Origin of the sequence: Ochrobactrum sp. Q0168 (assembly GCF_016427605.1) — a bacterium.
In the GTDB taxonomy this organism is placed as follows: Bacteria; Pseudomonadota; Alphaproteobacteria; order Rhizobiales; family Rhizobiaceae; genus Brucella.
In genome coordinates, this window is the sequence record NZ_JAELXQ010000007.1 from 120,237 (window position 1) to 143,744 (window position 23,508).

The window sequence follows — 23,508 nt, forward strand, 5'->3', positions numbered from 1 at the left end:
TGTTGATGTTTCCGCTATGGAAGCTTCGGATTTGCTCACAGAAATATGAATATTCGTTACTCATTGGAGTGAAAGACCCGGGCCGCACCCCCAGCCGTCGAGAGAGGCGCGGTTGCCAAAAAACCATAATTGCCCCACATAGATTGGAACGAAACATTTCGCGCTGAACAATGGGGCAACACTTGAAACGCCTAATATTTGCTTCTCTTTGCCTCCTTCTGGCAACCGCTTCACACTCACTTGCTTTTGAGGCTGGACCACCGCCGGTTCTCAAGCCGCTGCCGCAGCAGGTTCAGGCCGCGCACCTGACCTCGGAGTTCCTGTCCCGTTTTCATTATAATCCAGTGCCACTCAACGATGCTCTGTCGGCCAAAATCATGGACCGATTTATCAAGTCACTGGACCCAGACCGGCTCATCTTTCTTAAAGCTGATATTGACGGGTTTATGGCCGACAAAGCCAAGATAGACGACGCGATCAAACAGGAAGATCTGAGCATTCCATTTACGATCTTCAATGTCTATGAGCAGCGCATTACCGACCGTATGGCCTATGCGCGCGCCCTGCTGAACACGAAGTTTGATTTCAGCCAGCAGGAAACTTATCCGCTGATGCGTGACAAGGCGCCTTGGCCGGCAACGGATGACGAAAGTAAGGATCTTTGGCGCAAGCGCGTCAAGAATGATTGGCTGCGCCTGAAGCTCGCTGGTAAAGATGAAGCCTCGATCCGCGATACGCTGGAAAAGCGTTATCAGAATTCGCTTGAACGTATTTACAAATATAAGAGCGATGATGTTTTCCAGATGTTCATGGCCGCTTATACGACGTCGGTTGATCCCCACACGGACTATTTTGGCGCCAGTGCTTCCGCCGAATTCGATATATCGATGAAGCTGTCTCTCGTCGGCATCGGAGCGGTTCTGCAGGAACGGGATGATTACATCACGATCCGTGAGCTTGTGGCTGGTGGTCCGGCTCAGGTGTCGGGCAAGATCGCGGTCGGCGATCGCATTACGGGCGTCGGTCAAGATGAGACCGGGCCGATGAAGGAAGTGGTCGGCCAGCGCCTTGATGAAGTTGTGCAATTGATACGCGGTGCCAAAGGCACTGTGGTGCGTCTGGATATTCTGCCGGCCAATGCAGGGCCGGACGCAAAGCACCAGGTCATCAGCCTGGTTCGCGACAAGATCAGCCTTGAAAAGCAGGCGGCGCAGAAATCGGTTCTTGACGTCAAGGATGGAAACGCCACGCGCAAGATCGGCGTTATCACCTTGCCAGCCTTTTACGAGGATATCGAGGCGCGCAGAAAGGGTGACAAGGATTACCGCAGCGCCAGCCGCGATGTTGCCAAGCTCATTACCGAGTTGAAGCAGGACAATGTCGATGGCATCCTGTTTGATCTGCGTAACAATGGCGGCGGCTCGTTATCGGAAGCGATTGATCTGACCGGCCTTTTCGTTGGAAAGGGCCCGGTCGTCCAGCAACGCAATGCTAACGGCAAGGTTAAGATGGAAAGCGATGACCGCTCAACGCCTGCCTGGCAAGGGCCTCTCGGTGTCTTGATCAATCGGGGTTCGGCGTCTGCCTCCGAGATTTTTGCAGCAGCGATACAGGATTACGGTCGGGGCGTGATTATCGGAGAGCCGAGTTTCGGTAAGGGCACGGTGCAGACCGTGGTTAATCTTGACGAGGTGGCGCACAATCCGGAACCCAAATTCGGTGAGCTTAAGCTGACGATTGCTCAGTTCTTCCGTGTGAATGGAGGCACGACGCAGTTGCGTGGCGTGACACCGGATATCAGCCTGCCCGGACTTTACGATCTGAAGACCGTGGGTGAGTCGAGCTTCGACAATGCGTTGCCGTGGAGCGAAGTCAAGCCGGCAAAATACAAGCGTTTAGGCGATATCAAGTCACTGTTGCCTCAGCTGCAAAACCTTCACGAAGCACGCGTGAAGGATGATCCCGAGTTCCAGCAGTTTGTGGACGATATTGCCGTGTTGAAGGCGCAGCGCGACAAGACGGAGCTTTCTCTGAATGAAACGGAACGCCGCAATGAAATTACGGCGGAAGAGAACCGACTGAAATCCCGCAAAAAATCCGATGATGGTTTCAACAATAGCCCGGATGATGGTCTTCAATCCAACGAGCGAAGCCTGAGCGCGGATATTGCCATTGAGAAAACGCGCAAGAGCGCCAAGGACGTTTTGCAGATTGAAGCAGCGGGGATTGTTGCCAATCTCTCGGATATGCAAGCTGGCGCCAAAGCGGCGGCGAAATAGTCGATAATAGTCGTCACCCCTATGCGGCATATCCCGCATAGGGGTGATGGTGAATATTACCAACTGACCATTCCGGCTTAAATGGCCGCGGCTTTACTGTCCGATCTTGACGACCAGTTTTCCGAAATGTCCGGCGCTTTGAAGCGCGTTATATGCATCCTCGGCCTCACCGAATGGATAGACCTTATCGATCTGCGGTTTGATGCCAGTACGAACAAGGGATGCAAGCGTGGAAACCGGGCCGACATAAATGCCCTGCAAGGTGATCCTCTTTTCAAGGATTGCAGCGGTTTCGATGGCGCCGTTAAAACCGGTCAAAACGCCCATAAGCGATATACGTCCATCAAAGCGTGTGGCCTTTAGGGTCTTGTTCAGCGTGGCCGGACCTGCTGAATCGACAGCCAGATCAACGCCGACATTCCCCGTTAGCCGCAGGACCTCATTTTCCCAATCGGGATGTGCTTGATAGTTGATGGCATGGTCAGCACCGAGCTTTCTGGCGCGGTCTAGCTTTTCGTCGGAACTCGATGTAATGATGACCCGAGCGCCCGCCATTTTTGCAAGCTGCAAGGCGAAGATCGCCACCCCGCCCGTTCCTAGAAGCAGGACGGTTTCGCCTGGCTCTAAAGGTCGTCTTTCAAAAAGCGCGGACCATGCCGTAACGCCTGCGCAGGGAAGCGTTGAGGCCTCTTCAAATGTCATGGAGTCCGGCATCCGCACGACCCCGGTTGCCGGTACGACGATACGCTCACTCAACACACCATCGACGGTATTGCCGCCAAGGCTTGCAGCCTTCTTTGCCTCGGAGAAGGCGCCTTCCAACCATTCAGGCATGAAACCGATGACCACGCGATCTCCGATGGCATAATCTGTCACGCCTTCTCCGATGGCCGACACAACTCCCGCTCCATCGGACAAGGGAATGCTGTCCTTGGTACGCTTCGCGACGATGAGATCGCGATAGTTCAGTGACGCAGCACGCAAATCGACTGCAATCTCTCCGCCTCCCGGCTTGCGGTCCTGTTTCTCAACCAGCTTAAGGCGTGGATTCTCATTTCCTGTCAGAATGTAACTTTGCACGGCATTGTCTCCTTTAATGCCTGAACAAATAGGCCTATATCGATCTTTGAAAAAGTACGTACAAATTTGGCATGTAGTATCATGGATGATAGTGTCAGGACACGTGGCAAGCGTCGAAACGTCAGCAAAACAGGCTGCGCGGTGGAAGCAACGCTTTCGGTTATCGGCGGTGTCTGGAAACCAGTAATCCTTTTTCATTTGCTGAAAGGAAAGCTGCGCTTCAACGCACTTTGTAGGCTCGTACCAGCAGCGACGCCAAGGATGTTGACTTTGCAGCTCCGGGAGTTGGAGGCCGACGGGATCCTCAGCCGCACTGTTTTTCCGGAAGTTCCGCCGAAGGTGGAATATGAGCTGACGGGGCTTGGCCATTCTCTTGCGCCCATTTTGATCAGCATGCGGGACTGGGGCGAGCGCATCCAGAGCGATCAAGCGCACCCAAGAGCAAAGTGCTGAGTTGGGTATATCGGGGTGACTTCATCCTTGACGGGCCAGCACCTCGGCGTTTAAGCGAAAGAGCTGACGGAACCAACAGCGGAAGCCTCTGCCAATGAGCAATTTGCGCATTCTCCCTAGCGCCGATATCCCTGAACTGCCGAACCGCTACAACGGCAAGGTTCGTGAGAATTACGATCTGCCAGACGGCAGCCGTATCATCATCTCCACCGACCGGCTGAGCGCCTTCGACGTCATCCTGACATCGATCCCGTTCAAAGGTCAGGTTTTGACGCAGACCGCGTCCTATTGGTTCGAGGAAACGGCGGATATTTGCCCGAACCATGTTCTGGCTTATCCAGACCCGAATGTCGTCATCGGCACGCGGCTGAATATTCTGCCGGTTGAAGTCGTAGTGCGCGGTTATCTGGCTGGCACCACCAGTACCTCGATCCTGACAAAATACCGCAAAGGCGAGCGCCAGATGTATGGCGTCACATTGCCCGATGGTCTGAAGGAGAATGAGAAGCTTCCCCATCCGATCATCACGCCGACAAGCAAGGCTTTCGATGGTGGTCACGATGAACCGCTTTCAGGCGAGGAAATCCTCGAACAAGGTCTGCTGACCGCAGAACAGTGGGAAACAGTGTCGCGTTATGCGCTGGCGCTTTTCGAGCGCGGACAGGCGCGCGCGGCTGAACGCGGACTGATCCTTGTCGATACCAAATATGAGTTTGGAACGGACGCCAGCGGGCGCATCATTCTTGCGGACGAAATTCATACGCCGGATTCAAGCCGCTACTGGATTGCCGACAGCTATGAAGAGAGCTTTGCTGCGGGAACCCGCCCGGCAAGCTTTGACAAGGATTTCGTGCGCGCCTGGGTCATCGAGCGTTGCGATCCTTATAACGACCCGATCCCGGAAATTCCGCTTGAACTGATCGAGCAGACTTCGAAGGTCTATATTCAGGCCTACGAACAGATTACTGGCAAGAGTTTTGTGCCTGATCTGACCGGTGCGACGGTTCTGGAACGCATCCGCACCAACCTTGAGCCATATTTCGTAAAGAAGACGAAACCCACACGCGCCAAGCCGAACACCGGTACACCGCGCAAGAAGGCTGAACCGAAAGCAGCTGTGGCGAAGCCAGTTGCAAAGGAAGCCGTCATCCTTGCCACACCGACAGGTCGCAAGAGATATTCGCCTGATGAACGGGACGCCATACTTGCCTCGGTCGAAAAGGCCACCGAGAACGGTAAGACCACACTGAAAGCTGCATTGCAGCAAGCAGGCGTCAGCGAACAGACTTATTACAATTGGAGAAATGCCGCCACAAAAGGAGCGTCCGCGGCCACCAAACCATCAGACGGTGACGACCTGAAAACGCTTGTCGCGCTGGAGGCGGAAAACCTGAAGCTGCGCAAGGAATTGGCGGCAAAGCTTCGAGCCGAAAATGCCGAATTGCGCAAGCGCCTCGGCAAGGCATAAAGGCAAGGCCATACGGTCACAATGCAGCGATTGCTGCATTGTGACGCTGAAAACTGTGGCGCGAATCTCTTACCTGCCGACGATCATCCATAAATTGTTTTCCCGTCTTGGAGCGGCCAAACGGTTCTTCCGTGGCGCTTTTGGATACGGCACACCTACGACTAAACTCCTATTTTGTATATTTATGTATAGACAAGTCCCTGAAAAGACGCCTTTATGTCGGGGAGACCGTAAAAAAATGCTAAACATTACCCGCAGAATGACTAGAAGTTCTGGCGGTATTTTGTAAGGCAAGGTCCATAGGGGAACATGATGCAGGTTTTATCGCTTTTCGACCTTAGCGGGCGTAAGGCGCTGGTCACTGGTGCGAGCCGGGGGCTGGGACAGGCTATTGCCGAAGCATTGGCGTCGGCGGGGGCCGATGTCGCCATAACAGCACGCAAGTCTGATGATCTGACCGAAACGGCTTCTCGCATCGCTGCGCAGGGCCGAGTTTGCGTGCCACTCTCCCTTGATGTGCGCGATGTCGGTGCCTGCGCCGACGCAACTGCGCAAGCTGCGGCAAAACTGGGCGGTCTGGATATTCTCGTCAACAATGCCGGTTATGAAGAAATACGACCTTCGCTCGATGTGGACGAGGCGCTGTGGGATCGCATCGTCTCGACCAATCTGAAGGGCGCTTTCTTTTGCGCTCAGGCCGCAGCCCGTCATATGACGGATACCAAAAGCGGCGGCGCAATCGTCAATCTTTGTTCGCTCACCTCCTATGTCGGCGTGCCGACCGCAGCGCCTTATGGTTCGTCGAAGTCTGGCCTCATGGGCATGACGCATGCGCTTGCGACGGAATGGGCGCCGCACGGCATTCGTGTCAACGGGATCGCGCCAGGCTATTTCCGCACATCAATGACGGACGTCTTCTATGAAAACGACGAATGGCAAAAATCCATGCTGGATAAAATTCCACAAGGTCGGTTCGGACATATGGAAGACGTTGCCGGTGCCGTCGTTTTTCTGGCAAGCAAAGCTTCTTCTTATGTGACGGGGCAGGTTATTCCAATCGATGGCGGCTATCTGGCATCGATTTAGTGTTTCGGAGCCTCGAAACATGATTTGAGAAAATTCTATCTGGCGTTTTCAAACTCTTCTGAATGCAACGGGAAACATCGATGAAAATCACCGGAAACGGAACTGGCCCTACTGCCAAGAACGGACCGGCAGCCGTCTCGGCCAAGAATGTCAGCATGATCTATAACGGTTTTCATGCCGTCCGGTCGGCCTCCTTCGATCTCGAACAGGGGCGTTTCCTGACCATTCTCGGGCCATCCGGTTCGGGCAAGACAACCCTGCTGCGGCTGATTGCTGGTTTTCAGCGTCCAAGTGTGGGTGAAATCTTCATCAATGGTCAGGCTGTCAGTGCGGTCCCGTCGCATAAGCGCTCGATCGGCATGGTGTTCCAGAAACTTGCCTTGTTTCCGCACATGACAGCGGCCGAGAATGTCGCTTTCCCGCTCAAGATGCGCCGTTTCGATGCCCGTACCATCCCGGAAAGGGTCGAGCGTTATCTCGATCTGGTTCGCCTGGGCGGATTGGGCAGCAGGCGCGTTCACGAACTTTCCGGTGGTCAGCAACAGCGTGTCGCCATTGCACGCGCCCTGGTTTTCGAGCCGGATATTCTGTTGCTGGATGAACCGCTGGCGGCACTCGACCGCAAGCTTCGTGAAGAAATGCAGCTTGAATTTCGCCGCATCCAGCGTGAGCTGGGTGTCACCACCATCAACGTCACCCATGATCAGCGTGAAGCTCTGGTCGTGTCGGATGAGATCATTGTTATGGATGGCGGTGAAATACAACAGATGGCAAGGCCATCGGAAACCTATCGCAATCCGTCAAACGCTTTTGTCGCGAACTTCATCGGCGTCACCAATTTCATCACCGGTAAAGCTGCTTCCGTGGACGGCAGCGTTGTGCAGGTTGATGCCGGACCAAAGCTTGCAGGTGTCATGGTTGATGGTCACAAGCCCGTTGCGGCAGGCGATGCCGTTTCTTGTGCCATTCGCGCTGAACAAATCCGTATTGGTTCCAATGCTGAAAGCGGTGCAGGGCTTGATACGAAGCTCGAAGGTGTGGTGACCGACGCGATTTTTGAGGGCGAGCGCATTGTATATGAATTGCGCGTGCCGGCACTGGGCAACGCCTTGATGCGCGTGTTCGATCACGACCCGGTCGGACACAGCCAGTTTGAAGAGGGCGCGACCGTTCCCATTGGCTGGAATGCACGCGATCTCATCGTTTTTGCAGCATGAACTGAATACCAGATTACAGACAAAACCCTAGAGGAGAGAACATTATGAGCGCTCTGAAGAAGCCCTTTTTGATACTCGACCGCCGCCGCTTCCTGCAAAGCGCAGGCGCTCTGGCAGCAGCAGCGGGAACCACTTCACTTGGCTTGTCCCGCGCTTTTGCAGAAGAGCCTGCAAAGCCGAAGGAACTGATCGTTCGCGCCTGGGGCGGTAGCTGGGTGGATGCGCTGAAAGCGGGCGTCTCCGACCCCTTCACTGCAAAGACCGGCATTTCAATTCGCCACGATCTGACCGAAGACAATGAGATTCAGCCGAAGCTTTGGGCTGCGGTGGCGCAGAAGCGCATTCCGCCGATACACGTCAACTGGGACACGACGACCAATGCGACCAAGTCGGCCTTGCGTGGTGTGACGGAAGATCTGTCGGATCTGTCCAACCTCAAGAACACGACCGATCTTGCCAAGCCGGTCGGTCTCGACGGCTATCCGATCGTCAATACCTATGGCTATGTCTATGTGCTGGCCTATCGCCCCGAAGCCTTCCCGGATGGCCCGCCAAAGTCGTGGCATGCGCTGCTTGATCCTCAGTTCAAGGGACGCATCGCGCTCTACAATGACGGCATCGGCTTCCACTTCCCGGCGCAGGTCGCGGGTGGCGGCAAGCTGGAAGACATTCCGGGCAACATGCAGCCAGCGTGGGATTTCATCGCCAAGGTGAAGCAGCAGCAGCCGCTTCTTGGTGAAGATCCGGATTTCACCACATGGTTCCAGAAGGGCGAAATCGATCTGGCCTGCACCATTTCCACCAATGCACGCGAAGCGCAGAAGAACGGCGTCAAGATCGACTGGACGGTGCCAGAAGAAGGCGCGAAGTTCGACACCGACGGTCTGTGGGTTCCGAAGGGGCTGCCGGAAAATGAACTTTACTGGGCCAAGGAATATATCAACTTCGCTCTCACCAAGGATGCACAGCAGGTCTGGCTCGACGGCCTCGGCCTGCCGGGCGTGGTGCCGGGTTTGACCCCACCCGCCGATCTGGTGAACGATCCGGCCTATCCGACAACGGAAGAGGATTTCAAACATCTCATCCGCATCTCGGCCAAGGTACAGGTTGAGAACGAGAGCGAGTGGTTCTCCAAGTTCAAGGCGATCATGCAGGGCTAAATCGCGTGACAGGAGCTGCCCATTACGGGCAGCTCCCCAACCAGACAGACAGTCAGGAATTAAAACATGCGAGCGGCACGCTCTGCCTATCCGGTGGTTTGGCGTATCATGGATGCGCTGGAAGCAATCGCAGCCTTTCTATGGCCCGCGCGGTTTAATCGTGCTGTGCCCTATCTGATGCTGCTTCCCGCCATCGTGCTGGTGGGCCTGCTGGTGCTTGGCCTGATCCAGATAGCAGACACCAGTCTGCGTACGCTCGACACGTCGACATTCCTGATGTCGGATTATTACACGCTTGCAAACTACAAGCGCGCGCTGACGGAATCCCTTTTTGCGACAGTCGCCTGGCGCAGCCTTCTGGGTTCTCTCGTCGTTACGCTTTTCACGCTTATTCTGGCATTTCCCTATGCATATCTGATGGTCAGAACGCCTTCAGCGGCCTTGCGTAAATTCCTGCTGATCGCGCTTTTCCTGCCGTTTTTCATCGGGCAGGTGGTGCGCGCTTATGGTTGGCTCATCATATTGGGCAATCAGGGCATGGTGAACGAAGCGCTTGGCCTCGTCGGCATCACGCCTTTGCGCCTGCTTTATAACTATCCGGCAGTGCTGTTCGGTCTCGTGCAATATATGCTGCCATTCGCTGTCCTGATGCTGGCTCCGGCGCTGACGGCCATACCAGAGGAGATGGAAGCGGCGGCAAGCTCACTCGGCGCGAACTGGGTGCGAACATTTGCGCATGTTGTTCTACCCATGGCGCGTCCCGGCTTGATTGGCGCGGGGCTGGTGGTGATGACGCTGTCGCTCACCGATTTTGCCATTCCGGCGATCCTCGGCGGCGGCTCTCAGGACTTCATCGCCAATGCGATCTATGACCAGTTCTTCCGTACATCCGATCAGGGGTTGGGGGCGACATTAGCGCTGCTCCTGGTTGGCGTCGGTTCTATTCTTGTCGGGATCGTGTTCACCCTGTTCGGTGCTGGAACACTCGCCATGGGGAAGGCACGAAAATGACCGCTCCATTGTCCAAGTCCATTGTTATCTGGACCTTTGTGATTGCCGTGCTGATCATGCTTTCGGCACCAACCATCGTGGTTCTTGGAGCGTCCTTCACGTCGGGCAATATGATCACCTTCCCGCCCGAAGGGTTTTCCTTGAAATGGTATCAGAAGATCGTCGGGACGAGCGACCTGTGGGATGCTTTCCTGCGGTCCCTCTACGTATCTTTCATCTGCACCATCGTCGCTATTCCGGTCGGAACGCTGGCCGGTATCGCACTGGCCAAATATGCGGTGCGCTTTGAAAAGACGATCCAGATCTATCTGCTGTTGCCCTTCACGATCCCGCTGATCGGGTCGGGTATCGGTTTGATGCTGATCTTCGGTAATGCTGGTATTCTGGGTCAGCTCTGGCCGGTGGGTATTGCGGCTTGCGTCATCAATCTCCCATTCATGATCTGGGCGGTGACGGCAAGTGCGGCCAATCTCGATGCTGATCTTGAACTGGCTGCCGCCAATTGCGGGGCAGGGCCGATATCGACTTTCTTCTTTGTTACCCTGCCCGTGGTGGTGCCGGGTGTGATCAGCGGTTCGCTGCTGATGTTCATTCTGGCGCTCAACGAGTTTCTGGTGAGCCTGCTTCTGGTTGACGCCCGGATCGTCACCCTGCCAGTGCAGATTTACAATTCGATCCGTTCCATCATCACCCCAGACCTCGCAGCGATTTCCGTGGTTTTCATCGCCTGCGCTGCGTTTGCCATCTTCCTGCTCGACCGTCTGGTCGGGCTCGACATCTTTCTTAAATCGAAATGATCGGCTGCGTCCCCACCGCAGCAACCAAGGAGCCGACTATGTCCGATGTTACCTTTCACGAACTGGCAAAGCTGGACGACGCCAAGCGCGCAGAGCTTTTGAAACGTTCGGAAACCGATCTTTCCGGGTTTATCGAGAAAGTGAAGCCGATTATTGAAGCGGTTCGGAAGGAAGGTGACGCCGCACTGGTGCGGTTTGCACGTGATCTCGACAAAGCAGAAGTCGACCCAGCCAATATCAAGGCGACAGAAGCGGAATTCGACGCCGCCTTCGACAAGGTCGAAAAAGACGTGATCGAAGCCATACAGTTCGGCATCGATAATATCCGCCACTTCCACGAAGAGCAGAAGCCGGAAGCGATGTGGCTGAAGGAAATGCGCCCCGGCGCATTTGCTGGTGACCGCTTCACGCCAATCCGTTCGGTGGCGCTTTATATCCCGCGCGGGAAGGGCGCATTTCCATCGGTCACGATGATGACAGCTGTTCCTGCAGTGGTTGCCGGTGTGCCGGAACTGGCCATCGTTACCCCGCCGACCCCGGATGGCTCGGTTGATGCCGCCACGCTTGTTGCCGCACGTCTGGCCGGTGTGGAAACCGTCTATAAGGTTGGCGGTGCGCAGGCCGTTGCAGCGGTTGCGTATGGAACGCAGACCGTAAAGCCTGCGCTCAAAATCGTTGGTCCAGGCAGCCCGTGGGTCGTCGCTGCAAAGCGCCTTCTTGGCGGCGTCATTGATCCGGGGTTGCCAGCTGGCCCTTCCGAAGCCGTGATTTTCGCCGACGATACGGTCAAGGGTGGTCTGGCCGCGCTCGACCTATTGATCGAAGCCGAACATGGTCCGGATTCATCTGCATGGCTTGTTACGCATAGCCGTCGTGTGGTTGAGGAAGCACTTGCTGCGCTGCCGGATCATTGGGCGCGTATGACGGAACAGCGCGTCGGCTTCTCCAAGACTGTGCTGACCGGCAAATATGGCGGTATTGTCCTGACCTCGTCGGTCGAGGAAAGCTATCGTTTCATCAACGATTATGCGCCGGAACATCTGGAGCTCCTTTCGACCGATCCCTTCGCACATCTCGGCCATATCACGGAGGCTGCTGAAATTCTCATGGGACCACATACACCAGTTGTCATCGGCAATTTCGGCCTCGGCCCGAATGCTGTGCTGCCAACCAGCCGCTGGGCGCGCACCTATGGTCCGCTTTCGGTGACGGATTTCGTCAAGCGTTCGTCCATCGGCTACGTGACGGCTTCCGCTTATCCGGAATTCGCCAAGCACGCCCGCACGCTTGCCCGTTATGAGGGCTTTTCCTCTCATGAAAATGCCGTTTCGGAAATCCGTAAAGACTATCTCTGAACAGGGTCGGGTCAATGAAAGCGAGGAGTATCTTCGCGAATTTAAGGGGAGGGCGTCCAGCATATAGCAATCGCCACCAATGATATTTACGACAGTACGGATGCAATTGCGGAGCAGGGTAAGGAATTTATGTCGGCTCGCTTCTCCGAGTTAAACGGAACGGTTTCGTGTGCGTGTCCCGTATCTGTCTTTGAACTAACGATCAGATGCGATATTGTCGCCTGACGGCGCGCATCTTCTGTGCACCGCCCATGAGCGATGTTCGACGCTGCGAGCGGAGAAAGCTTATCTGCCGGGTTCGACGGACTCATTTTGGTTCCGTGGCTGATGACGGACACGATAATACCGTCATCAATGAGCGGCAGTAAAACCAGCAACGGGAGGAAATCATGCCGAGTACAATTCGCCTGCATCGGGTCATTGCTGCCAAGCCTGAGAAAGTTTTCCGAGCCTTTGTCGAGCCGGATGCAATAGCTAGCTGGTTGCCGCCCTACGGATATCTCTGCACGGTCCATGAACTGGATGCCAAAGCTGGCGGTAGCCATAAAATGTCGTTTCGCAATTTCACGACGGGTCACGGCCATTCGTTTGGTGGTGAGTATCTAGATGTGGTTCCCGGAGAACGCCTCGTCTACACAGACAAATTCGACGATCCGAATCTGCCGGGCGAGATGAAGGTTACGGTTGTGCTGAAAGGAGTCTCCGTCGGAACGGAGATCAGCATTGAACAGGAGGGTGTGCCGGATATTATTCCCGCAGAAGCCTGCTATCTGGGCTGGCAGGACTCTCTTCATAAACTCGCGAAACTGGTCGAGCCCGAGATTAATGAATAAGGTTATATCCTTATGCGAAAGTGCGCGAACGGTGATGAGAGCCGTTCGCTTATAACGTCACCGGTCACAAAGGCCTCTTTGCATGAGTCGGGTGCTTTATTCTCCTTGTTAGCTTGCGAAGCACTCTTCTTTTTATCCGAGCAAAAGTATCGGGCAACTCGATGGCGAAGACTTATTTTATAAAACCCTAACTTTTCTTGGCAATTTTTCTTGCCTTAACGCAACCGCGCCCTACCCTCCATTTCTGTCCGATTGTGACTTGGAGGGCAGTATGCAGTGGCTTCAGTCCGTTTTTGAGCAGGCACCGGAGATAGCCTTATTTCTATCTTTGGCTGGCGGTTACGCGCTGGGAAAAATACATTTTGGGAAATTCCAGCTGGGCGGCGTCGCCGGTTCGTTGCTCGTCGCGGTGGTGATCAGTCAGGTCGGCGTCCATATCGACAACGGGGTGAAGGCAGTGCTCTTCGCCCTTTTCATTTACGCCGTCGGTTTTGAAAGCGGTCCGCAATTCTTCCGGTCGCTTGGGCGTCAATCTCTTCGAGAAATTGCGATGGCCGCAGTGCTGGCCATCAGCGGATTGGTGACGGTGGTTGTTCTGGCGCGTATGTTCGGCCTGGACAAAGGCCTTGCAGCCGGTATTGCCGCAGGGGGCCTGACACAGTCAGCCATCATTGGCACCGCCAGCTCGGCGATATCGAAATTGGGTCTGGCCGCCGACGAAGTTCAGCGATTGCAAGCCAATGTCGCGGTGGGTTACGCGGTTACCTATATTTTTGGGTCTTTTGGCGCGATCCTCGTTTGCGTCAATTTGCTGCCAAAATTCATGGGACGGACCATACGAGACGATGCCATCAAGGCAGAATCGGAACTTCTTGCCGGTATCCGGTTGCTGGGCCCCAATGAGCAGGAAGCTGCACCTGACCTCGTCGGGCGTATTTATCGGGTCGAGCAGGCCGCCGGGAAAACCGTCAGCGAAATTGAGGCGAAAACCTCGATCGATAATTCCATCACGATCGAACGCGTCAAGCGCGCAAATAAGATCATCGGCGTGGCCCCGGATTTAAAGCTGGAAGCCAACGACATCGTATTGATCGTTGGACGCCGCACCGGCGTTGTCACGATGGGTGGCGAAGTTGGTGCTGAACTGCAATCCTCTGATGGTATGGATGTCATTGTCGCTATCCGCGATGTGACCATCACCGCTCCGGAATTCGTTGGAAAATCGGTCGCAGACATCAAGCAACATATGAGCACCGACCTTCGTCACGGCATTTATGTGATTGGCGTCAAGCGAGCGGATAAGCCGCTTCCGCTCAAGCCTGATACAGTGATAGCCGCTGGTGATGTCGTTTCGCTCTACGGAACGGATCAGGATCTGCAGCGCGTTTCCAGCTCTATTGGTCCGGTTATCGTCGTCAGCGACAAGACGGATTTTGTCTTCCATGGTTTGGGGATTGCCGTCGGTCTGTTGATCGGTCTTGCCGTGATCCGGTTCGGCTCCATCCCGCTGACGCTCGGAAGCGGGGGCGGCGCCCTTCTGTCAGGTTTGCTGTTCGGCTGGTATCGCAGCCGCAACATGGCTATTGGCAACATGCCGACGGCAGCTTCGACGCTGCTGCGCGATCTCGGTCTTGCCGGTTTCGTGGCCGTCGTCGGTCTCCAGTCGGGGTTGCAGGCCGTTCAAACCATCGTCAGCAGCGGTCTGTCGATTTTCCTGATCGGCGTTGTTGTGACCATTCTCCCACTCATCATCACCATGCTGTTTGGGCGCTATGTTCTTAAATATGACAACGTAGCCGTTTTTGCCGGTGCTCTGTCCGGTTCGCGCAGCGCCAATCCTGCCTTTGGTGAAATTCTGGATAAGGCCGGCAATTCCATACCTACCACTCCATTCGCAATCACCTATGCACTTGCCAACGTGTTCCTGACCTTGCTCGGGCCACTGGTAGTCGCGTTTTCCTGAGGAATAGATCATGGCGAAGAATGAATATAGCAAATATGCCAAGCTGAGCCCGTTTGAGCTGAAGGATGCGCTGATCGAGCTCGCCTCCAGCAAAGCAAACCATGCCATGCTGAATGCGGGACGCGGCAATCCGAACTTTTTAGCCACCTTGCCTCGCCGGGCTTTCCTGCGTCTTGGCCTGTTCGCCGTCGCCGAAGCAGAACTGTCTTATTCCTATCTTTCAACAGGTGTCGGCGGACTTCCCAAGATTGAGGGCATCGAAGGGCGGTTCCAGCGCTTTATTTCCGACCACAGCGATCAGCCGGGCGTCCAGTTTCTTGGGCGGTCACTTTCCTATGTGCGCGATCAGCTGGGGCTTTCGCCATCCGAATATCTTCACGAAATGGTGGAAGGCATTCTTGGCTGTAACTATCCTGTTCCGCCGCGCATGCTGAAAGTCAGCGAAGAGATTGTAAAGCACTATCTCGTCCGCGAAATGATCGGCGGCTATATGAGCTCCGATAAGATCGATCTGTTTGCGGTTGAGGGCGGAACGGCCGCCATGACCTATATCTTCGACACCTTGAAACAGAACAAAATTCTTGCCGAAGGCGACACGGTTGCAATCGGTATGCCCGCCTTCACGCCTTATATCGAAATTCCGGAACTGAATAATTACCGGCTGAAAGAGGTGCACATCAATGCAGATCCGAAGCAGGGCTGGCAGTATCCCGAGGCCGAGCTGAACAAGCTGCTCGACAAATCGGTCAAGGTCTTCTTCCTGATCAACCCCAGCAATCCGCCTTCGGTTAAAGTGGATCAGCGCGGGCTGGAGCAGATCGCCAAGATCGTCAAGGAAAAGCGGCCTGACCTCATCATCCTGACTGATGATGTTTACGGCACATTTGCTGACGATTTCAAATCGATCTTTGCCATTTGCCCCTATAACACGATGCTCGTTTATTCGTTCTCGAAGTATTTCGGTGCGACAGGCTGGCGTCTCGGTGCTATCGCCATGCAGAAGGACAATGTTCTTGAGGCGAAGCTGAAGGATTTGCCGGGATCAGCCAAGAAGGAACTGGATGAACGCTATTCGTCGCTGGTGCCTAATGTTTCAAAGCTGAAGTTCATCGACCGACTTGTCGCCGATAGCCGCACGGTTGCCCTCAACCACACTGCTGGGCTTTCCACACCGCAACAGGTGCAGATGGTTCTGTTCTCCCTGTTTGGTCTGATGGATGAAAAGGACGTCTATAAGGCGGAGCTGAAGAAATTGATCCGCAATCGCGAGGCTGCACTCTATCGCGAACTGGGCCTGCCGCCGCAAACTGATAGCAATGAGGTCGATTACTACACCTTGCTCGATCTGGAAGACATTGCGCGTCGTCTCTATGGAGACGAGTTTGCAGCCTGGGTGAAGAAGAACATATCGCCGACTGAGTTGTTGTTCCGGATTGCTGATGAAACCGGCATCGTTCTCTTGCCGGGAACAGGCTTTGGCACGCAGCAACCGGCTGGCCGCGCATCGCTCGCCAATCTCAACGAGTATGAATATGCAGCCATCGGGCGCGCATTGCGGACGATGGCTGACGAAGTCTATCAAAAAGAATTCAAATCCAAGAAATGACCAGGAGCGGCTTGGCCTTGAGTCAACGCTGCCTTTTGAAACCAAAACGCCGATCTGTTTCACGCAGATCGGCGTTCTCATGAGGCGCCCTTAACTTATCATATGAATTATAATGAAATAGACGATAACACTGATAACTCATATCACCTGACTTGTGAGCGCTCCGCGGGCCTGCTACCACAGGATTACGGAAAACAATGTGCAGGACCGCGATGATGACAACAAGAAGCAATGAAACATCTTCCCGTCCTGCGGGCAATCTCGTTGTCAAAGTCAGTGGCGAGCTGAAAAAACTGATCCAGTCCGGTGAGTTCAAGCCGGGAATGAAACTGCCTAGCGAAGCAAAGCTAACCGAAGCCTATGGGGTTAGCCGCACGGTTATTCGCGAGGCGGTGGCCGCCCTGCGTGCCGACGGGCTCGTCGAGGCCCGACAGGGAGCCGGGGTTTTTGTGCTTGAGGCGCAATCCGCTGAAGCTCTGCCATTTCACAACCTCGATTATGACCGGGTTTCATCGGTTATTGAGCTGCTCGAGCTGCGCACAGGCGTAGAAGTAGAGGCTGCAGGACTTGCGGCGCTGCGTCGCTCTCCCCAGCAGGAAGAGGCTATCATCAACTGCCACCGGCAAGTACTCACTTGCCTGGAAGCTGGGCTCCCGACAGCGGAGGCGGATTTCGCATTGCATCTGGCGATTGCTGATGCGGCCAACAATCCTCGCTTTCGCGAGTTTCTGACGATGATCGGTAGCGGTGTTATTCCGCGTGCGGCTTTACAGTCCCAGTCAGATACGAATTCTGCCGATTATATCGCGCGCATTCATGATGAACATTCCGAGATCATCGAGGCGATTTCCAACGGTGATGACGAGGCTGCGCGTTCGGCAATGCGGCGGCATTTGAAGGCAAGCCAGATGCGATACCGCAGCATTCTCAGGCAAGTTCGCTCTAACATATAATATAAATTGTTGACATATAATATCTGGCTGCGCTAGGTCATATGCAGACATCAAAAAAGGGGTCAACATATGGAACCGCAGCAGATCAAGGAAAAGCTTGGAGCAGGATTGCTCTCCTTCCCGGTAACGCATTTCGATGCCGAGGGGCAGTTTGCGCCGGAAAGCTATAAAGCCCATGTAGAATGGCTTTCAGGCTTCGATGCACCGGTATTGTTCGCCGCCGGCGGCACCGGCGAGTTCTTTTCTCTGCGCCCGAGTGAAATTCCGGCCATCGTGTCTGCGGCAAAGGAGGCCGTTGGCAACAGCGGCACAGCGATTGTTTCGGGCTGCGGCTATGGGACGGAAATGGCGATTGAAATTGCCAAGTCAGCTGAAAGGGCTGGAGCGGACGGCATATTGCTTCTGCCACATTATCTGATCGATGCGCCTCAGCAGGGTCTCTATGAACATGTCAAGCGCATCTGCCAGTCGATTGGCATCGGCGTCATGGTCTATAATCGTGATAATGCTGTTCTTCAGGCTGACACGCTGGCTCGCTTGTGTGATGAGTGCCCCAATCTTGTCGGTTTCAAGGATGGTGTGGGCGATATTGGGCTCGTTCGCCAGATTACGGCCAAGATGGGCGATCGCCTGACCTATCTGGGCGGGATGCCGACGGCGGAACTCTTCGCCGAAGCCTATCTGGGCGCCGGGTTCACGACCTATTCTTCAGCCGTTTTCAACTTCGTTCCTGGTCTGGCGGTGGAATTCTATCGTGCGCTGAGGGCGGGTGAACGCGCCACGTGCGAGCGGATTCTCAACGAGTTCTTCTATCCGTTCATGGCAATTCGCAACCGCCAAAAGGGCTATGCCGTGGCAGCCATCAAGGCAGGCGTGCGTCTTCAGGGCTTCAATGCCGGGAAGGTTCGTTCTCCGCTTTGCGATCTGACCAGAGAGGAAGAAGGTCTTCTCGAAGCGCTCATCGGTAAGTACAGGCGCAAACAAGCGGCTTGAGAGACGGAATAGGAAAAACCGCGGGTCATCACCCGCGGTTTCTTTTTAAGATGCAATAAAGGCCGCGCTTAAAGTGACGCAGCCATTTCTTTCAGGCGTTCACAGGCTTTGGTCAGTTCCGCTTCCGAAGCTGCAATCGACAGGCGGATGAAGCCGGGTGCGCCAAAGGCGATACCTGGCACGCTGGACACGCCAAAATCATTGAGCAGATATCCCGCGACCTCAGTGTCGCTTTCTAACGTCGCGCCTGTGGGGGTCGTTTTGCCAGTCAGTCTGCTGACACCGATGAATGCATAAAACGCGCCGTCCGGCTGGCGGAAGTCAATATTGGGTATTTCAGACAGATAGGTGGCGACAAGCTCGGCGCGACGACGAAACGTCTTAGCCGCTTCCTGTACAAAACTCTGGTCTCCATCGAGTGCGGCTTTTGCGGCCGCTTGCGCAATGCTGCAAACGGATGTGACGCTTTGCGACTGCATCTTGTTGATCGCTGCAATGAGCGCTTTTGGACCTGCCGCATAGCCAACCCGCCAGCCCGTCATCGCGTAGGCTTTCGAGACGCCGTTGACGATGAGAGTTCGTTCCCGCAATTGCGGGCAGACGCTGCCGAAGGAAACGAAGGGATGGTCGCGCAGCAAGATATGTTCGTAAATCTCATCGGAAAGGATGAGAATACGCGGGTATTTTTCCAACACCGCCCCGAGTGCACGATATTCCGCAGCGCTGTAAATCGCACCTGTCGGATTGGATGGTGAGTTCAGCATGAGCCAGCGGGTACGTGGTGTTATAGCCTCTTCCAATTGTTGGACGGTGAGTTTGAAGTCATCTTGCCGCCCACATTCGACATAGACCGGCGTGCCGCCGTGCAAGGAAACGATATCGCCATAAGAAACCCAGCAAGGTGTGGGGATGGTCACTTCGTCACCCTGTTCGAGCGTCGCGAGGAAAGCATCGAACAAAATCTGTTTTGCGCCATTGGCAACGGTCAGCTCTTCCGGTGAAAAATCCAGATCATTGTCACGCTTGAACTTGGCGATAATCGCGGCGCGAAGCGCTTCGGTGCCGGCTGCTGCTCCGTAACGAACACCGCCGGCATTGGCCGCTACACAGGCTGCATCGAGAACATGGCTTGGCGGTTCAAAATCCGGCTCGCCCAACGACAGATCAATAATGTCTCGCTCCTCGGCACGCAGCTTTTTGGCGACCATCGAAACAGCCATGCTCGGCGATGACTGGATGCCCGCCGATCTTCTATTTTCATATTGCATTAGAATGCTCTTGTTTGTGGATCGGAAAAAGGAGAAGCCGCCCGAAAGGCGGCTTCTGACAGGATCTGGTGCTCAACTATTCACGACATAATCGAACTCTCTGTCCCGCTGCTTGGCATCCGGGCATCGTTCATCCGCGGCGCCATAGCCACCGCCACCCGGCAATTGCAGGATCAGCCTGCGTCCGGCTGGGACATGCTGACGGCCCTTGGCATTGAGCACCGAGCCATCATCAAGCAGCACCGCACCCGGCGCACCATTCTCGCCACCTTCACGCCCGCGCGGCGGGTGTTTGATGCGATCAAACATGGCATTGAAGTAAATCTCGTGCCCGTCTGTCGGCGCAATCTCGACGACCTGACCAAGCCCGCCACGGAATTTTCCGGCGCCCCCGGAACCGTCGCGCAATTCCTTGCGCCAGAAAATAACCGGGCCGACATGTTCCGTCGCCTCAATGGACATCGAATGAACACCGCTTGGAAAAGCGGTGGCGCTCAGCCCGTCGAGATGGGACCGGGCACCGGCTCCACCGCTGTTGAACAGAAGAACCTCGGCGCGCTGGCCGCCATCTTTTGGCGCTTTGTCGCCGGAAAGCGGACGCGCACTGACATGAAGGTTCCACAGTGCGCCTGAGCCTTCTGCCGGTACCCGACCGGGCAGCATCTTATGGACAGCGCCAAGCACTGCATCGGGCACCAGATGGCCGAGCACGTGACGGACCGAAACGGGGGCAGGGTGCTGCGCGTTCAAGATGCAATCCTTCGGCGCAATCACCTTGAACGGAAGAAGCGATGCGTGATTGTTCGGGATTTCCGGCGCAATCGAGCATTTCAGGCCGTAGCAGGCATAGGCAGCTGAATAAATCAGCGGACAATTGATGCCTTTGGGGCTAGGCGCAGATGTGCCGTTGAAGTCCGCAAGTATGTGATTGGCATGGACGTCGATCCGCACCGCGATATCGATAGGGTCGCCGTAACCGTCAACCCGCATCCCGTTGGAATAAGTGCCGTGCGGCAGTGCCGCCAGCTTTTCAAGCGTCGCGTCATAGCTGCGTTTGAAAATGAATTCGGCCAGCCCTTCCAGATCGTCGAGCCGGAACTCATCCATCATGTCCATCAGGCGGCGATGACCGATTTCGTTGCAGGCGGCGAGGGAATAGACGTCGCCGACGACCTGATGGCTTTCGCGAACATTGTTGCGCAAAATGTTCACGAGATCTTTGTTGACCACCCCGCGTTCCGCGAATTTCATGATCGGCACAAAGATGCCTTCCTCATAAACTTCGTTGGCATCGGGACCAAAGCCACGTCCGCCCACATCCACCACATGGGCGGTGCAAGCGAAGAAGCCTGTCAACGCGCCATTGCGAAAGCTTGGCGAGACGACCGTGAAATCGTGCAGGTGGCCGGTGCCTTTCCACGGGTCGTTGGTGATGTAGACATCACCTTCGAAGATGTTCTCGCGTCCGATATCGTTGATGAAATGGCCAACGGCTTCCGCCATCGCATTGACATGGCCGGGCGTGCCGGTCACGGCCTGCGCGATCATCTGTCCGGCGCGATTGAACACGCCAGCCGAGAGATCGCCGGATTCACGCACACTGGTGCTGAAAGCTGTACGAATGAGCGTTACGGCCTGTTCTTCGACGACCGAGATCAGGCGGTTCCACATGATCTGCATGTGGACATCGGAAATAGGTTTCACTGACATGGTAAACTCCTTCAGGCAGCCTTGGCGCGCAGCAACAGGCAACCATCGGTCTGCATGATCGCTTCGCGGCTTGAGGTCACGATGGTCGATGTCTCGCGTTCCGTGATGACGGCTGGTCCCGCGATCCAGTCGCCGGGCTTCATGTCGCTGCGATCAACCACGCTGGCATCAAGGAAACGCTCTTCGAGAACGTCGAACACCTTGCGCTGGCCGGATACTGTCGCAGTTGACTGTTTCGTCACGGGTTTGGCGGGGGTTGGTGCGGCTGCATCCGCGCTGGCGCGTAGCGACCAACTGACGATTTCAACATCCAGCCCATCGATCACGCGGCCGAAGAAACGCTCGTAGCATTCATCGAAAAGCGAGCTGAAAAGTGAGGCATCCGCTTGCGTATAATCACGAACTTCAATGGTGACCGGCACTTCCCATCCCTGACCGACATAGCGCATATAAGCGGTGCATTCGAGCGAAGGATTGGCGTTGGGGGCGCCCGAGCGCACGAAGGAGGTTGCTTCCTGCATCAGCTCGGCAATCACAGTATTGATCGCATTGGCGTCGAAGCGGCTGATGCGGCTATAAGCGCTGCGGACCGATTCAAAACCAAAAGGCGCACGCAGGAAGCCGATTGCAGAGCCGACACCGGCACCAGGCGGGATCAGCAGATCGTTGACACCAAGCTTTTCGCAAAGCCGTGCGGCATGAACCGGGGCCGCGCCGCCAAAGGCGATCATGGTGAACTCGGAAAGCTCCTTGCCATTTTCCACCGCATGCATACGCGCAGCGTTGCTCATGTTCTCATCGACAACTTCGCTAAGACCAAAAGCCGAGGTTGCGATATCTGAACCCAGCTTGCTGCCAATATCTGCATCCATGGCGCTTTCGGATGCCGAGCGCGACAGTTTCATCGACCCGCCGGCAAAGCTGTCGGGATCAAGACGACCAAGGATGACATCGGCGTCGGTCACGGTTGGGTTGACACCGCCCCGATCATAGCAAGCCGGTCCCGGTTCCGAACCTGCGCTATGAGGACCAACGCGGATCTGGCGCATGGAATCGACGGTTGCAATCGAGCCGCCGCCCGCGCCAATCTCGACCATCTCGATGACCGGGATGGAGATCGGCATGCCGCTGCCCTTCTTGAATCGATAGGTACGCGCCACTTCGAAGGTCTTCGACGTTTTCGGTGTCTGCTGTTCAATCAGGCAGATTTTCGCGGTAGTGCCGCCCATATCGTAGGACACGACCTGATCAAGCTTGTGATTGGCTGCGATATGGGCTGCGAAAATCGCGCCGCCCGCCGGTCCGGATTCAAGCAGGCGAACGGGAAACTCAATCGCACTGTCGACGCTGATAATGCCGCCGCCAGAGTGGATCATAAAGACCGGTGCAACAAGCCCTTCGTCGTGAAGACGGCCTACCAGACGATTAAGGTAAGACGCCATCAAAGGTTTGACATAGGCATTGGCGCAAACTGTATTGAAGCGTTGAAATTCGCGCATCTGCGGCGAGACTTCCGACGAAATCGAGACGGAAAGATCAGGCTTCCTGGCCAGCAGCCGGTCACGGAAACGGCGCTCATGTTCGCCATTGAGGTAGGAGTGGATGAAGCCGACAGCGATACTCTCATAGCCTTGCGCAATGATGCGATCGCAAAGCGCTTCCATCTCGCTCTCATCCAGAGGCTTGAGCACTTCGCCGCTTGCTCCCGTGCGCTCATCGAGGACGAAACGGTCGCTACGGTCGACCAACGGGACCGGGAGGACAATATCGAGATCATATTGCTCGAAGCGGCTTTCGGTGCGCATTTCGATCACGTCGCGAAAGCCTTTGGTCGTAACGAGCGCCGTTTTTGCACCGCGACGCTCGATCAGGGCGTTTGTCGCAAGAGTGGTGCCATGGATCACCGTATCGATCTGGTTCAGCGCTATCCCGGCCTTTTCCGCAACCTCGCGAATGGCTTTGACAATCGCATTTTCAGGGAACGCGTAATCGGTCAGAACCTTGGTTGAGTGCAGTGTCGAACCAACCTCCATCGCCACATCGGTGAAGGTTCCGCCAATGTCGACGCCAACCCTGATCAGTTTGCCATCTATCGTCATGTCTTGCCTAACTCCCAAGATCAGATTCTATGCGTTAAGTGCGGGGCCGGGCTGGAAGGCCACGGTTCAGGCACGTGTTTCCTCGTTCCGGCAGGCGGTGCCTGCCGGTTCATTAATGTTGTTTTGTGGTGTCTCGGCTAACTCGGAACGTTCAGACGCTCGCCAGTCAGTCTGTGG

Annotated in this window: 18 protein-coding genes and 1 pseudogene; 15 read left to right on the forward strand and 4 right to left on the reverse strand. The window is 55.4% G+C overall.

Annotated elements, in window-relative coordinates; all coding sequences use genetic code 11:
- Nucleotides 1-170: 170 nt before the first annotated feature.
- Complete coding sequence (locus JAU75_RS14275; protein WP_199057176.1) at nt 171-2,279, forward strand: carboxy terminal-processing peptidase; 2,109 nt, start codon at nt 171-173, stop codon at nt 2,277-2,279.
- Nucleotides 2,280-2,372: 93 nt separating this feature from the next.
- Here JAU75_RS14275 and JAU75_RS14280 read toward each other — a convergent pair whose 3' ends face one another.
- The gene (locus JAU75_RS14280) at nt 2,373-3,359 is read right to left on the reverse strand and encodes an NAD(P)-dependent alcohol dehydrogenase (RefSeq protein WP_371836180.1); all 987 of its coding nucleotides are present in this window, start codon (nt 3,357-3,359) and stop codon (nt 2,373-2,375) included.
- A gap of 81 nt (nt 3,360-3,440) precedes the next feature.
- Here JAU75_RS14280 and JAU75_RS14285 point away from each other — a divergent pair, with 81 nt between their 5' ends.
- The 14 genes and pseudogenes from JAU75_RS14285 (at nt 3,441) to kdgD (ending at nt 18,254) form a co-directional block, all read left to right on the forward strand.
- Complete coding sequence (locus JAU75_RS14285; protein WP_199057178.1) at nt 3,441-3,812, forward strand: helix-turn-helix domain-containing protein; 372 nt, start codon at nt 3,441-3,443, stop codon at nt 3,810-3,812.
- Nucleotides 3,813-3,906: 94 nt separating this feature from the next.
- Nucleotides 3,907-4,854 (forward strand): annotated as a pseudogene (locus tag JAU75_RS14290) (phosphoribosylaminoimidazolesuccinocarboxamide synthase); the annotation flags it as partial.
- Between the two features lie 75 nt (nt 4,855-4,929).
- Nucleotides 4,930-5,280 carry a transposase gene (locus JAU75_RS24265; protein WP_371836184.1) on the forward strand — a complete coding sequence of 117 codons (351 nt, stop codon included), beginning with the start codon at nt 4,930-4,932 and terminating at the stop codon, nt 5,278-5,280.
- A 312-nt stretch (nt 5,281-5,592) separates the two neighbouring features.
- A complete protein-coding gene (locus JAU75_RS14295) occupies nt 5,593-6,366 on the forward strand; it encodes a glucose 1-dehydrogenase (RefSeq protein WP_199057180.1) in 774 nt (257 codons plus the stop codon).
- Nucleotides 6,367-6,446: 80 nt separating this feature from the next.
- Nucleotides 6,447-7,583, forward strand: coding sequence for an ABC transporter ATP-binding protein (locus JAU75_RS14300; protein ID WP_199057181.1), 1,137 nt, complete (start codon nt 6,447-6,449; stop codon nt 7,581-7,583).
- 44 nt (nt 7,584-7,627) lie between these two features.
- Nucleotides 7,628-8,743, forward strand: a complete 1,116-nt coding sequence (locus JAU75_RS14305) for a PotD/PotF family extracellular solute-binding protein (RefSeq protein WP_199057182.1) — start codon at nt 7,628-7,630, stop codon at nt 8,741-8,743.
- A 66-nt stretch (nt 8,744-8,809) separates the two neighbouring features.
- Nucleotides 8,810-9,754, forward strand: a complete 945-nt coding sequence (locus tag JAU75_RS14310; protein ID WP_199057183.1) for an ABC transporter permease — start codon at nt 8,810-8,812, stop codon at nt 9,752-9,754.
- A complete protein-coding gene (locus JAU75_RS14315; protein WP_199057184.1) occupies nt 9,751-10,551 on the forward strand; it encodes an ABC transporter permease in 801 nt (266 codons plus the stop codon). Before JAU75_RS14310 ends, JAU75_RS14315 begins: the two co-directional genes overlap by 4 nt.
- A 38-nt stretch (nt 10,552-10,589) precedes the next feature.
- The gene (hisD, locus tag JAU75_RS14320) at nt 10,590-11,906 is read left to right on the forward strand and encodes a histidinol dehydrogenase (protein WP_199057185.1); all 1,317 of its coding nucleotides are present in this window, start codon (nt 10,590-10,592) and stop codon (nt 11,904-11,906) included.
- 389 nt (nt 11,907-12,295) lie between these two features.
- Nucleotides 12,296-12,739 (forward strand): SRPBCC family protein, encoded by a 444-nt coding sequence (locus tag JAU75_RS14325; RefSeq protein ID WP_199057186.1) that lies wholly within the window; start codon nt 12,296-12,298, stop codon nt 12,737-12,739.
- Nucleotides 12,740-13,010: 271 nt separating this feature from the next.
- The gene (gene aspT, locus JAU75_RS14330; protein WP_199057187.1) at nt 13,011-14,702 is read left to right on the forward strand and encodes an aspartate-alanine antiporter; all 1,692 of its coding nucleotides are present in this window, start codon (nt 13,011-13,013) and stop codon (nt 14,700-14,702) included.
- 10 nt (nt 14,703-14,712) lie between these two features.
- Complete coding sequence (locus JAU75_RS14335) at nt 14,713-16,308, forward strand: bifunctional aspartate transaminase/aspartate 4-decarboxylase (protein WP_199057188.1); 1,596 nt, start codon at nt 14,713-14,715, stop codon at nt 16,306-16,308.
- A 197-nt stretch (nt 16,309-16,505) separates the two neighbouring features.
- Entirely contained in the window at nt 16,506-17,261 is a 756-nt protein-coding gene (locus JAU75_RS14340; RefSeq protein ID WP_371836181.1) for a FadR/GntR family transcriptional regulator, read from the forward strand.
- Between the two features lie 69 nt (nt 17,262-17,330).
- On the forward strand, nt 17,331-18,254 hold the full coding sequence (gene kdgD, locus JAU75_RS14345) for a 5-dehydro-4-deoxyglucarate dehydratase (RefSeq protein WP_199057189.1): 924 nt from the start codon (nt 17,331-17,333) through the stop codon (nt 18,252-18,254).
- A 68-nt stretch (nt 18,255-18,322) separates the two neighbouring features.
- Here kdgD and JAU75_RS14350 read toward each other — a convergent pair whose 3' ends face one another.
- The 3 genes from JAU75_RS14350 to JAU75_RS14360 form a co-directional block, all read right to left on the reverse strand.
- A complete protein-coding gene (locus tag JAU75_RS14350; RefSeq protein WP_199057190.1) occupies nt 18,323-19,522 on the reverse strand; it encodes a pyridoxal phosphate-dependent aminotransferase in 1,200 nt (399 codons plus the stop codon).
- A gap of 72 nt (nt 19,523-19,594) precedes the next feature.
- Nucleotides 19,595-21,232 (reverse strand): hydantoinase B/oxoprolinase family protein, encoded by a 1,638-nt coding sequence (locus tag JAU75_RS14355; RefSeq protein WP_199057191.1) that lies wholly within the window; start codon nt 21,230-21,232, stop codon nt 19,595-19,597.
- Nucleotides 21,233-21,243: 11 nt separating this feature from the next.
- Nucleotides 21,244-23,331 carry a hydantoinase/oxoprolinase family protein gene (locus JAU75_RS14360; protein WP_199057192.1) on the reverse strand — a complete coding sequence of 696 codons (2,088 nt, stop codon included), beginning with the start codon at nt 23,329-23,331 and terminating at the stop codon, nt 21,244-21,246.
- Between the last annotated feature and the right edge of the window lie 177 nt (nt 23,332-23,508).